The following is a 12,364-nucleotide window of genomic DNA, read 5'->3' on the forward strand; positions in this document are numbered from 1 at the left end:
CGAACTGACTTAAGCGTTCGAGAAGTAGCAAGGGAGGTACCGATCGGGCCCGTTCCTAATCGTCGGAGCGCACAGTTCCGGTCACGGACTCGAGTCTCGCGTCGGTGACAACCCCGTCCTCAGACCAGCCGCGGGCGTCGTAGTACTCCGCGATCGCGTCCTCGATGTCCGGCAGGTCGTAGGGCACGCCGTCGTCGTCGCGGTCGAAGCCGCGCTGATTGTTGAAGTGGCGCTCGAGTTCGACGGTCCGAGCGCCGACGAGCATGAGGTCCGCGTAGTCGGCGTCGAACAGGGTCTCGAGGCGCTCTTCGGTGACGTAGTCGTCGCCGAAGGCACAGACGATCCCGGTGTCACGGAACGCGTTGTGGTTCTCCTGGTCGACGAGCGTCTCCGCCTTCCCGAGCGTGCCCTGCGGATCGACCTGGCCGGCGTACTCGAGGCTCAGCATGCTCGCGTACATGTGGTCGGCGCCGCGGTTCGCGACGGCGTAGGAGAGTCCTTGTCCGTGGAGGACGCGGCCGTCGTGGGCGGCGAACTCCATCCCCTTGACCGTATAGTTCTCGACACCGAGTTCGTCGTGACAGCGGGCGACACCCTCCGCGAGCGTGTCGCCGATGCCCGCTCGGTACGCAATCCTTTCGGTGATCTCCTGGGCGAGTTTGGCGTTGCCGAACTCGTCGACGCTCTCGAGGTAGGCCGCGACCGTCACGCCCGCCGAAATCGTGTCCATCCCGAGCGTGTCACAGAGTTCGTTGGCCCGCATGACGTCAACGATGTCGTCGACGCCGTGCTGGGAGCCGAACGAGTAGACGGTCTCGAACTCCGGCCCCTCGGTCTCGACGCCGGTCTCTTCGTCTCGCGTCGGAAGTTTGCAGGCGTAGGCACAGGCCGAGCAGGCCCCCTTCTTGTACTTTTTCTCCTCGACGGCGTTGCCGCCGATGTCGGCCGCGCCCTCGAACTCGTACTCCCGGAAGTACCGGGTGGGAAGCGAGAAGTTGTCGTTGATGAACTCCGTCCCACCCGTGGTTCCCTGGCGACGCATTCGGTCGTCCGAAGTGGCCGCCTCCCGGTGGATATCCATCTCCGGCGGGTTCGGGATCTCGAGCGGCGGTTCGACGTTCCCATCGAACGTAACGCACTTGACGTTCTTCGAACCCAGCACGGCTCCGAGGCCGCCGCGGCCGAAAGCCCGCGAGTCGAACGTCATCACCGACGCGAACCGAACGCGGTTCTCGCCCGCGGGACCGATCGCGATGCAGTGTTCGGGGCCGAGGTCGTGCTGGTCCTCCATGTAGTCGGAGGTCTCCGGCACCGTCGCCCCCTCGAGCGCCGGCACTTCCTCGAACTCGACGCCGTCACCCGTGACGTGAACGGCGAGCAGTTCGTCGCTCTGGCCCGCGACCTCGAGGACGCTGTAGCCCGTCGCGACGAAGTTTCGCGAGAGGTAGCCCCCGGCGTTGGTCGAGACCAGGCCGTCGGTCAGCGGCGAGAGCCCGGTCATGTTCATCCGACCGGTGAAAGACGTCTGGGACTGCTGGAGCGGCCCCGTCGAGAGGTAGGCCCGGTTTTCGGACCCGAACGGATCCGCGTCGAAGGGAATTCGCTCGTAGGCGAGCGCCGTCGCGGTCGCCCGACCGCCGACCGTCGCCTCGAGCACCTCGTCTATCATCGTCTCGTCCGCAGTTCGCTCACCGACGTCGACGGTGAGCAGTGGCCCTGTGGCGTGGAGCATATCACGGACTTGTAGATTGAGGACCTTAGTGATATGCCAATATAATACACGCAAATAGCAGCGTGCGCGTCGCCTCAGTAGAGTTATCATCTCGGAGCAAATACCCATCCCGTGATGCAGTACGACGCGGTTCTGTTCGACTTCGACGGCGTCGTCGTCGAGACGCCATCCGCCCGGCGACTATCCGACGCGCTCGGCCGCACGTACGAGCAGTTCGACCGCTCGGGACCGGCGGCCGAGACGCTTCAGGAACTCGTACGCGGCGACTTCGAGTCGATCGCCGACCGGTGTCGGAGCCTCGGGATCGACACCGACGTCTTCTGTACGCGGGCCGCGCGCGAACTGATCCGCACCCAGCTCGCCGAAATCGAGCGCGGACTCCGTTCCGTCTACGACGACGTGAGCGTCGTTCGGTCACTCGACCTGCCGCTGGGCATCGTCAGCGACAACCACCCCACCGTGGTCACGACCGTCCTCGACCGAGTCCGGCTCCGATCGCTCTTCGAGACCGTCTACGGCTGTGCGCTGACGCCGGACGGTCTCGCCCGGCGAAAGCCCGACCCGACGAACATCGAAGACGCGATGGAGACCCTCGAGGCCGAGTCGGCGCTGTACGTCGGCGATCGATCGGTCGACGTCCGGGCCGCCGACAACGCGGGCATCGACTCGATGTTGCTCTCCCGCGAGCTCTCGGACGACGAGTCCGTCGACGACACCTTCGACGTGACGCCAACGTACCACTGCTCGTCGCTCGCGCAGATACCGTCGCTCCTCGAGTGAGCCGACTCTCGGCCGACGGGGACGTATCGACAACGTACACTGACAACTGCAACGGTTCGTACACTAATCGCCGACCCGTCCGGCGATCAGGTGTGCACTGACTTGCAGTGGCTACGACAAAACGGCGGCCGGTGGGGACCCCCCTCGCGTGTGTTACACGCCCCCCACGATCCGATAGCGGGGACGACCGGGCAGATTCCAGCCGTCGCTTTTTGCTGACGACGGTGGGAGTGGACCGCATGAACGACGAGAACTGGGCTGAACTTCGGTCGCGATGCGAGGACGTCTCGGCCGGCGCGCAACTACTGACGCCGCTCTCCGACCGGCCGTTCGGAATCGAGGCGACCGCGGACGACCGGATCCTCGTCCGCTTTGTGGACAGCACCGAAGAACGACCCCTCTGGCGCGAGCAGTTCGGCGTCTTCGACGAGCAACTCGAGGGCGGCGCGATGGCCGTCGACGACCTCCAACCGGGCGTCGAACCCTACGCCGCGGTGATCTCGCTCTCCGAATCGTACACCGTCGAGGACGGGTCGATCGTCACCGCTCCCGCGGACGCAACCGGCGGCGAAAGTCCGTTCCTCGTCTCCGCGGCCGACGCGCGGACGCCTCCCGAGCGCGTCCACGACGACGCCATCCTGCTAGCGCACCTCGTCGAGCGACTCGAGATCGACGACCTCGAATCCCTCGATTCGTTGGATACCGACTCGCTGACCGACTACTACGTCCTCGCCTCGGACGTCCAGCGCGGCGCCGACGGCGTGCGGTCGACGGCGCGAGACGAACTGCTCGAGCGCCTCGGGCCCGATCAGGAACTCCACGGTCGCTTCGGGACGGTCCGACGAACGACCCGCGAGCGTCGCCGGCCGAAGGACGACGAAACCGTCCTCGCCGCCCTCGACGAGCGCGGCATCCCTCGCGAGTGGGTGCTCGGCGTCGACCGAGACAAACTGGACGTCGTCCTCTCCGTCACCGACCTCGCCGACGACGACGTCTACGACACCAGCGAGGACGTCTACGTCCAGAAAATCGGCGTCGACGAGGACGAAAAGTACTCGCGGCTGCAGGGGCTCGCAGATCGAATCGAGGACCTCGAGGATGCCGACGGCGAGGCGTTACAGGACGAACTCGAGGCGATCGAGGATCGACTCGAGGAGGCGCTAACGGCTAACTGAGGAAGCGTGAGGAGTGAGCGTAAGGGACGACATCGGTTCCAGCAACCACCTGGAGAGTTGCCGTCGACCGTCTGCCGTGAGCAGCGCCGGTTCCGCGCCTTCGATAGCGTTCGATCTCGACCGTAAGAAATACTTATTATTGATTTGAAGTTTTCGCCGATGTGGTTTGACCCCGCTGTCGTCGAAGCCGTCCGCGACGCCGTTCCGACGTGGCTCGCCGTCGTCATGGTCATCCTCTCGTATCTCGGGAGCATCTACCTGATCGCCCCCTCCATGATCGCCGCCTACTGGGCCAACCGCGACCTCGTTGCGCCCTGGCTCGGAGGCATTATCGGCTGTTACGGCCTGATGTCGATCACCAAGTCCTCCCACACCGCGAGTCGACCGATCGTCGGCCCGCCAGTCGACGGAAGCGCCTTCCCCGGCTGGTTCGTTCCCTGGTACGAACACGCCGCGCACATCTCCTCGACGAGCTTTCCGAGCGGCCACGCGATGGCGGCGACGATCATGGTCGGCATGGTCGTCGTCGACCTGCGCGTGAGCACCGTCTGGAAGCGCGCCGTGGCCGGCACAGCCGTGGTCTGCTGGGTCGGCGTCACTCGAGTCGGACTCGCCGTCCACTTCCCGGGGGACGTCGCCGGCGGCATCGCCTACGCGCTGGGCTTTCTCGCCGTCTACTATCAGGGACGGCGGTACGTCCCCCAGCAAACGTCGTACGGCGAGACAACGGCCGCCTTCGCCGTCGGCTTCCTCTTCGCGCTGATCGCGGCCATCTACGTCGGGAGCCGGAACTCGCACATCGCCTTCGGCGGAGGCATCGGTGCGCTGCTCGCCTGGCAGTACGCGCCGGCGATCGCAGACCGATTGCGAGACACCGTCTGGGAGACGATGGTACCTCTCGTCGGCATCGCCGTCGTCGCCGGCACGTGGTTCGTCACCGATCTGGGGATCGGCAACCGCGCGTTCGTCGTCGCCTGGTCCGCGCTGTTTCTCGCGGCCGTCATCCTCGTTCCGTGGATCGCGCCGACGGGCGCGTGCTGGACGGCGACGAAACGTCGCAGCCGGCAACTGATCGGCTGGCGGATCGACCGCGGCGATCACGACTCCCGGCCGTAACGACAACTCGAGCGCGCTGAACGCTGCGGTCGCGTCAAACTCCCCATTTCCGTTCCGACACGACGGCGACGGTGCGACCGTAGCGCCTACGGAGACGACACCGGTCGAAAAACGGACTCTCGAGTTCGTCGCCGCCGCAAACGCTTTTGGAGATACACCCCCTAGTTCGAATCATGTACGTGCGGGACGCGAAAAACAGAGAGGAGGTCTGGTTGCTCGACGCCATCGAGGCGATGGAACTCGACGAGACGGCGTTCCGCTCGCGCGATTACGTCGTCGCCGTCGACGAAACGTCCGGCGAGAAGGCCGGCTTCGGTCGTATTCGCGTTCACAAGCCCGACGATGGCGTCGACATCTGCGAGCTAACCAGCATCGGCGTCCTCGAGAGCTGGCGCGGCCAGGGCGTCGGCGCACACGTCGTCGAACGACTCGTCGAGTACGCCGGCGATCAGGGGTTCGAGACCGTCTACACCCTGACGGGTGAAGGGAGTTATCTCGCCCAGTTCGGCTTTCGACGAATCGATGAATCGGCGCTGCCGGAGCCGCTACAAAATCGACTCGAGGACAAACGCGAGGGCGTCGATCCCGACGCGGTCCCCCTCGAGATCGACGCCGACGAGTTTCAACTGCCCGAACGACTCCGGGAGGCGTTCAAACGGGCGCCGGACGGTCGCGACGAGGCCTCGGACGACGACTCCCCCGAGGACTTCGGGATCGATCCCGAGTCGGCGACGTACAAGTACGATACCGGTCGCTAGCTCGAAGTAGCCGAGGGACGAACGCGAGGGGAGCGAGGGAGTCGACCGCGCGGTCGGTTCGCACACGTCCGGTCGGCTACTTTCGATGCGTGTCCGGCTGGTGTGGCTGGCGGTCGAAACCGTGGCGAAACGCGACCCACGCGATGGTAGTGACGGCCAGAATCGGCGGCAGGATGGCGAACGCCCAGAGCGGATCGACTCCCCAGCGGAGCAGGATGACCAGGTTGAAGAGTCCGACCAGCAGAAACGGGGCGACGTACAGCGCCGCTCGCCGGCGGTCGCGCGTCGCGTCGTCGTTCGGCACCGGCTGCTCCATATCGGTTCCACCACGGCGCCGGTGAAAAGCGGCCGTCCCGACTCGAGTGAGTTTCATCGACGCGTACCGATCCCGGTCGTCGACCGGTTAGCAACACACTGGTACCGATCGCAACTCGGGACGATACTGGCCGCCTTCATGAACCTTCAAGCCCCACCCCAACCTAGATAAACGATAATGTTCGATTCCGACGATCTCGAGGAGATCCGTGCCGGCCGGGAGGAGTGGCACGAGGAAGAAGTCGAGCCGGTGGTCGAACGGTTCGGCGAACGGAAAGAGACGTTCACGACGGATACGGGGGGCCAGGACGTCGACCGACTCTACACGCCCGAGGACGTCGACGATCTTGACTATCGGGAGGATATCGGCTATCCGGGCGAGCCGCCGTACACGCGCGGTGTCTACTCGACTGGCTACCGCGGCCGACTGTGGACGATGCGCCAGTACGCCGGCTTTTCGACGCCCGAGGACACCAACGAGCGCTACCACTACCTGATGGATCAGGGCCAGACCGGGCTGTCGATGGCGTTCGACCTGCCGACGCAGATGGGCTACGACTCCGACGCCAGCATGGCCGCCGGCGAGATCGGGAAGGCGGGCGTCGCGATCGATTCGCTCGAGGATATGGAGACCGTCTTCGACGGCATTCCGTTGGACGAAGTCTCGACCTCGATGACGATCAACGCGCCCGCATCCGTCCTGCTCGCAATGTATATCGCCGTGGGCGACCAGCAGGGCGTCGACCGCGAGGAGCTTCGGGGGACGATCCAGAACGACATTCTCAAGGAGTACATCGCCCGCAACACCTACATCTACCCTCCCGAGCAGTCGATGCGGATCATCACCGACATCTTCGAGTTCTGCGCCGCGGAGACGCCGAAGTTCAACACCATTTCGATCTCGGGCTACCACATCCGCGAGGCCGGCTCGACGGCCGCCCAGGAGCTCGCCTTCACGCTCGGCGACGGCATCGAGTACGTCGAGACGGCGATCGAGGCCGGCCTCGACGTCGACAAGTTCGCCCCGCAGCTCTCCTTTTTCTTCAACGGTCACAACAACATCTTCGAGGAGGTCGCGAAGTTCCGCGCCGCTCGCCGGATGTGGCACGACATCATCGACGAGCGCTTCGACGCGGACGATCCCAAATCCAAACAGCTCAAGTTCCACACCCAGACCGCGGGCTCGATGCTCACCGCCCAGCAGATCGAGAACAACGTGGTCCGGGTTGCCTATCAGGCCCTCGCCGCGGTGCTCGGCGGCACGCAGAGCCTCCACACCAACGGCAAGGACGAGGCGCTCGCGCTGCCGACCGAGCAGTCGGTCCGCACCGCCTTGCGCACCCAGCAGATCCTCGCCCACGAGTCCGGCGCGGCCGACACCATCGACCCCCTCGCGGGCAGCTACTACGTCGAATCGCTGACCGACGAAGTCGAGAAAGACGCCTACGAGATCCTCGAGGAGGTCGACGAACGCGGCGGCATGCGCGAGGCGATCGAACAGCAGTGGGTCCAGCGCCAGATTCAAGACACCGCCTTCGACCGCCAGCGGGAGATCGAGGAGAAAGAACGGATCATCGTCGGCGTCAACGAGTTCGAGGTCGACGAGGACCCCCAGATGGACGTCGAGGAAGTCACACCGGAGGACCAGCAGCGCCAGATCGACAGCCTGGAGTCGGTTCGTGCGGAGCGAGATAACGAAGCCGTCGAGGCGAACCTCGAGGCCCTACGCGAGGCCGCACAGGGCGAAGAAAACCTGATGCCGTACATCATCGATGCCGTGAAGGTGTACGCGACGGTCGGCGAGATCTGTAACGTTCTACGCGACGAGTTCGGGGAGTATCAGCCCGGCAGCGCGGTCTGAGCGAGTCGACTTGCGTACTCGCCGACCGCGGTTCGGGCGGGTCGATCCGGCCGCGTTCAGTTCAGGGCGACTAGCGATTCGCTCAGTCGCCATCGCCCCGTTCGCGAACGACCTCCGGTGCGCGATACGAGCGCCGCTCGAGAAGCGATGTCACGACGATAAAGATCATCAGCGCAACGCTCGCGAGTCGCACGGAATCGCTCTCGTCGAGGCGGTCTATGGTCCGATGAAACCAGAAGACGTCGGCGATCGGACTGTCGTGAAACGCCAACAGGGCCGGGTGCGATGCGAGTTTGGCTGCGTCGGGGATCATCGCCCATCCACCGCCGATCAGGACGAGCGTTCGCGGATACGGGACGTCCGGGACGAGAGCGATGAGGAGCGCAGTGAACGTTCCGCCGACGGCGAAGTGGAGGATTGCCTGAGACATTGGAATGACTCGAGTGCGTGCGAGGCCGGTTCGCCCGGCCGCTGATTAAGGGTTGTGAGCGTCGGACCGTCGAAACGGCTGTTTTCCGGCGGTAAGTAACCGTTGTTTCCGCCACCGATGCGCGGATCACGTCGGTGGCCCGCTTACGGCCCGACCGCGCGGGTCGTTCGATTCGAGGCGGATCACTCGACCGGCGCATCGAGCCCGAACTGCGGCCGCCCCGACTCGTCGGTCACCGAAACTCGCCGCGCCGGTTCGACGCAGCCACCCATTCGGCGGTTCGCTCGAGTCCCTCGCGAAGCGAGACCTCGGGCGCGTAGTCGAGGTCGGCTCGCGCCGCGTCGATATCGGCCCTGCTGTGGCGGATGTCGCCGACTCGTTCGTCCGCGTGAACGATTTCGGCGTCGGAGTCGGTCACGTCGACGATCAGTTCCGCGAGTTCCCGAATCGTCACGGACCGTCCCGTGCCGACGTTGTACGCGCGGCCGACGTGATCAGTCGTGGCGGCCAGGAGGTTCGCCCGAACGACGTCCTCGACGAAGACGAAGTCCCGCGTCTGCCCGCCGTCGCCGTGGATCGGAATCGGATCCCCGGCCAACGCCCGGTCGATGAAGGCGGTGACGACGCCGCTGTAATCGCTGTCGAACTGGCCCGGGCCGTAGACGTTGAAGTACCGAAGCGCCACGGTCTCGAGCCCGTAGAGGTCGTGATACTGGCGTGCGTAGTGGTCGACCGCGAGCTTCTCGAGTCCGTACGGCGAACTCGGGACCGTTCGGTCGGTCTCCGAAACGATCGACTGCTCCGGCTGCCCGTAGATCGCCGCACTGGAGGCGAGCACGAACCGCGCGTCGAGTTCTCGAGCCCGCTCCAACAGCGCGAGGGTCGCGTCGACGTTTATCGAGTGACTCGCGATCGGGTCCTCGACGGAACGCTCGACGCTAACGAGTGCGGCCTCGTGAAAGATCAGATCGACGCCCTCGGTTGCTCGAGCGAGCGCGTCATCGTCTCGCACGTCGCCCTCGACGACCGTCGCGTCGTCGGGGACCCGTTCCCGCCGCCCCGTGGTGAACGAGTCGAGAACCCTGAGCTCGGTATCGCCGGCGAGTGCGGTCGCGAGGTGGCTGCCGATGAATCCGGCGCCGCCCGTGACGAGGACCGTTCGGTCTCGGAATTCTTGCGTCGACATATCGAACGGACCACGGTGAAGCGTATGTTCCTTTGCCCCGCGAAGGCGGTCCGAGCGTCCGCGGAGGGCGTTTGCTCGGGCGAGACCGTTCGACTTCCTCTCACGACGACCTCGCGGCTGACCGGGTCTTCGTCCCGGTTTCGGGCCGCTTTGTTGCGAACCGATACGAGGGACAGTTCGGTCGTCCCCGCGTTCTCGAGGCCGTGAGAGTCAGCGTCTCCGTAATTCACTCTTTTACGGTCGACCGTGGTGGTTACGATCGATGATCGACGACGAGTCGCAGGGATCACCTCGCGCACGCGGCGGGCGGTCCCTCCCGATCGACCTCGTCGCGGTAGCCGCGGCGACGGTTCTCGTCGCTGCCGTGGGTCTCGCCTCGCAGTACTCCGGTGCGGCGGTGCTCGGCCCGCTCGCGGTCCCGTCGTTGCTCTTCGCGCCGGGATACGTTGCCGTTTCGGCCCTCTTCCCCGAACGCGACGGGCTCGGGGGATTCGAGCGCCTCGCGCTCTCGGTCGGACTGAGTCTGGCGATCGTGCCGGTGCTCGGCCTCGGGCTCGCCGCGACGCCGTGGGGTGTCCGCCTCGTCCCGCTCGTCCTCGTCGCGGCCGCCTTCACGCTCCTCGCGGCAGCGGTCGCGACCGTTAGGCGGCGAACCGTCCCCGAAGACGAGCGGGGTCGCGTCCCCGTCCGAGAGTGGATCGAGTCCGGGCGACGTGGCGCGTTTCGATCCGGCACGCGAGGGGACGCGGCACTGACCGTCCTCCTCGTGGTGTCGACCCTGCTCGTCGTCGGCACCGTCGGGTACGCGGCCGTGACGTCGCCGCAGGACGAGTCGTACTCGGCGATCTACCTCCTGACCGAGGACGAGGACGGCGAACTGGTCGCCGACGAGTACCCGGCCGAGTTCGAACCCGGTGAGGAGCGCGAGGTAATCGTCGGTATCGAGAACCACGAGCACCGACCGACGGAGTACACCGTCGTCGTCGCGGAACAGGAGGTCGACGTGAGCGACGGCGAGGCGATCGTCGACGAGCAGCGGGAACTCGAGCGGTTCGACGCGCGCCTCGAGCACGGCGAGACGCGGATTCTGTCGAACGAATTCGAGCCGACGATGGCGGGATCGGACGTCCGGATCGTCTGGTTACTGTACCTCGACGGAGACGTCCCGGACGACCCGTCCGTCGAGAGCGCGGACTACTACGTCTCGCTCTGGGGAGACGCGGCCGACGAAGCGGCGGACTGATGCGGCCGCCGGCTGCCTCAGTCGCTCGCCGGATCGGCGACGACCTCGCCGTTGTCGACGGTGATCCGGTACGGTTCGCCCGTCGACCGGTCGCGGACGATCACCCCGTCGCCGTTCGCACCGCCGCAGTAGAGGTCGCCGTTGATGCGGTACTCCGCGAGCTGGGAGCCGTCCCCGAGTTCGAGCCCGTAGGAACTCAACACCCACCGGAGGTCGAGGTCGCCGCCCTCGATCGAGGCGAATCGGGAGTTCTCGACGTGGATCAGGTCCGGATACCGGGTGTGAGTCTCGCCGCTCGTGTTGACGGAGACGACGGGCGCGTTCGCGGGTTCGACGAACGAAACGAAGTTCGACACCGTGACCCGCGCGAACGCATTGAACGAGAGCATCGGGTGGTCGTCGCTCGGGTCGTGAACGTACGGCGCGACGATGTGGGCGTTGTCGACCCCCTCGAGGTAGTAGGCCTCTTCGGCCGGCCACTCGACGCCGCAGTGGTGGATCTCGAGCCCCATGCTCCGTCGGCCCTCCGTTCCGTGGAGGGAGTAGCCGCGTCGGGTCCTGTCGGCCGCGCAGTTGACGAGGCCGGTGTAGTCCATCACGTCGATGTCGTAGCCGTGGCCGTCGTTATCGAGCGAGTAGCAGGTGTGAAACTGCGTCGACGTCCCGTGACCGGTGACGAAGAAGCCGCTCCCGCCGTTGTGCTGGGCCCGACAGGTGGCGATCCGCGAGACGATCGGCCGGTGAATCGCGAAGCCGTGGCTCCTCGCGCGGACGCCGTGAACGTTCGCCACGTCGAGCACGACGTTCACGTCGGCGCCCGCCTCGCTGACGCTGAGGGCGTGATCGGCGACGCCGTTGGCGTCGAGGCTGAGATCGCGGACGATCAGGTCGTGACCGTCGGTCCACTCGGTCCGTTCCGGTCTGTTCAGGACTCCCTCGCCGGCCGGCCACGACCCGTTCGGATCCGCTCGAACGGTGACCGCGCCGCTCCCGCGAAGGTGGCGAGCGCGACCCCCGTAACCGAACTCGATCGGCTCGGAGACGAGATACGCGTCCTCGGGCTCGGGGAAGAAGACCGCGTAGCTCGCGTCGTCGATCGCGTTCTGAATGGCCTGCGTGTCGTCGGTGACGCCGTCCCCGACGGCGCCGTACGCGGTCACGGGGGCCGTCGTCTCCGCGACGGTACCCAGGTGAGTCCACGCCGACCCGGTGCCGACGTACACGTCGCCCGTGTCTCGAGCGATGAACACCGAATCGCCGTGAGGCGTGTATCCGTCGCGGTCGGTCTCGTCGTCGACGATCGGCACCCGCTCCTCGAGCGCCGCGAACTCGTCGTTGTAGTCCCACGTTTCGCCCGGTTCGTAGTCGAGGTCGAATCCGTGGTTGTCGGATGATGTTGGCATGATCTACTCCGGAGTTATGACCCGTATCGACGGCCGTATTCCGCTCCGAATCCGCACTCACTCGCGGGCTCGTCCGTCGCGTCCGTGGAATCTCGAGACGGCGGCCCCCCTCGTTCGTGATTGGATCGGTGGTGAGCGGCCGCCGAGCCGGTGACGGCGCCGACGAGCGACATCGCGGTCGTCGCGGCGAGGATCGCTCGGCGGTGGATCGTCCGGTCGTCTTCGGTCATCGTGGAGAGGGAGACGCTCAGTCGACTTAAGCAATCCACTGCACTCGTTCAGCGACGAGACGGATAGAGGTATTAAGTCGATGAGCATGGTGAGACGCAATCGAGTGTCCAATACGCATCCGTCACCCGCAACGA

At 65.8% G+C, this 12,364-nt stretch carries 12 protein-coding genes; 6 read left to right on the top strand and 6 right to left on the bottom strand.

The genetic code is table 11. The features are described from left to right. Positions 1 to 55: 55 nt before the first annotated feature. On the bottom strand, positions 56 to 1,732 hold the full coding sequence (locus tag ACSFC5_RS09045) for an aldehyde ferredoxin oxidoreductase C-terminal domain-containing protein (protein WP_440764885.1): 1,677 nt from the start codon (positions 1,730 to 1,732) through the stop codon (positions 56 to 58). Positions 1,733 to 1,846: 114 nt separating this feature from the next. Here ACSFC5_RS09045 and ACSFC5_RS09050 point away from each other — a divergent pair, with 114 nt between their 5' ends. The 4 genes from ACSFC5_RS09050 to ACSFC5_RS09065 all read left to right on the top strand — a co-directional run bounded on the left by ACSFC5_RS09050 (position 1,847) and on the right by ACSFC5_RS09065 (position 5,561). Beyond that, positions 1,847 to 2,512, top strand: a complete 666-nt coding sequence (locus ACSFC5_RS09050; protein ID WP_440764886.1) for an HAD family hydrolase — start codon at positions 1,847 to 1,849, stop codon at positions 2,510 to 2,512. Positions 2,513 to 2,751: 239 nt separating this feature from the next. Beyond that, positions 2,752 to 3,687: a DUF7983 family protein gene (locus ACSFC5_RS09055; RefSeq protein ID WP_440764887.1), complete on the top strand. Its 936-nt coding sequence runs from the start codon at positions 2,752 to 2,754 to the stop codon at positions 3,685 to 3,687. 159 nt (positions 3,688 to 3,846) lie between these two features. Then, positions 3,847 to 4,803 (top strand): phosphatase PAP2 family protein, encoded by a 957-nt coding sequence (locus ACSFC5_RS09060; RefSeq protein ID WP_440764888.1) that lies wholly within the window; start codon positions 3,847 to 3,849, stop codon positions 4,801 to 4,803. Positions 4,804 to 4,976: 173 nt separating this feature from the next. After that, positions 4,977 to 5,561: a GNAT family N-acetyltransferase gene (locus ACSFC5_RS09065; RefSeq protein WP_440764889.1), complete on the top strand. Its 585-nt coding sequence runs from the start codon at positions 4,977 to 4,979 to the stop codon at positions 5,559 to 5,561. A gap of 76 nt (positions 5,562 to 5,637) precedes the next feature. Here the strand turns inward: ACSFC5_RS09065 and ACSFC5_RS09070 are convergent, their stop codons facing one another. After that, entirely contained in the window at positions 5,638 to 5,877 is a 240-nt protein-coding gene (locus ACSFC5_RS09070) for a DUF8142 family protein (protein ID WP_440764890.1), read from the bottom strand. 177 nt (positions 5,878 to 6,054) lie between these two features. On the opposite strand from ACSFC5_RS09070, the gene ACSFC5_RS09075 reads away from it, so the two are divergent. Continuing rightward, positions 6,055 to 7,737: an acyl-CoA mutase large subunit family protein gene (locus ACSFC5_RS09075; protein WP_440764891.1), complete on the top strand. Its 1,683-nt coding sequence runs from the start codon at positions 6,055 to 6,057 to the stop codon at positions 7,735 to 7,737. A gap of 82 nt (positions 7,738 to 7,819) precedes the next feature. Here ACSFC5_RS09075 and ACSFC5_RS09080 read toward each other — a convergent pair whose 3' ends face one another. Next, positions 7,820 to 8,167 (bottom strand): hypothetical protein, encoded by a 348-nt coding sequence (locus ACSFC5_RS09080; RefSeq protein WP_440764892.1) that lies wholly within the window; start codon positions 8,165 to 8,167, stop codon positions 7,820 to 7,822. A gap of 232 nt (positions 8,168 to 8,399) precedes the next feature. Further along, positions 8,400 to 9,353 (bottom strand): NAD-dependent epimerase/dehydratase family protein, encoded by a 954-nt coding sequence (locus ACSFC5_RS09085; RefSeq protein ID WP_440764893.1) that lies wholly within the window; start codon positions 9,351 to 9,353, stop codon positions 8,400 to 8,402. 262 nt (positions 9,354 to 9,615) lie between these two features. On the opposite strand from ACSFC5_RS09085, the gene ACSFC5_RS09090 reads away from it, so the two are divergent. Further along, the gene (locus tag ACSFC5_RS09090; protein ID WP_440764894.1) at positions 9,616 to 10,596 is read left to right on the top strand and encodes a DUF1616 domain-containing protein; all 981 of its coding nucleotides are present in this window, start codon (positions 9,616 to 9,618) and stop codon (positions 10,594 to 10,596) included. Positions 10,597 to 10,613: 17 nt separating this feature from the next. On the opposite strand, the gene ACSFC5_RS09095 is transcribed toward ACSFC5_RS09090, so the two are convergent. Continuing rightward, a complete protein-coding gene (locus tag ACSFC5_RS09095; RefSeq protein WP_440764895.1) occupies positions 10,614 to 11,999 on the bottom strand; it encodes a glycosyl hydrolase family 28-related protein in 1,386 nt (461 codons plus the stop codon). A gap of 14 nt (positions 12,000 to 12,013) precedes the next feature. Beyond that, positions 12,014 to 12,229 carry a hypothetical protein gene (locus ACSFC5_RS09100; RefSeq protein ID WP_440764896.1) on the bottom strand — a complete coding sequence of 72 codons (216 nt, stop codon included), beginning with the start codon at positions 12,227 to 12,229 and terminating at the stop codon, positions 12,014 to 12,016. Positions 12,230 to 12,364: the final 135 nt, after the last annotated feature.

Source organism: Natronorubrum marinum (assembly GCF_052040125.1).
In the GTDB taxonomy this organism is placed as follows: Archaea; Halobacteriota; Halobacteria; order Halobacteriales; family Natrialbaceae; genus Natronorubrum.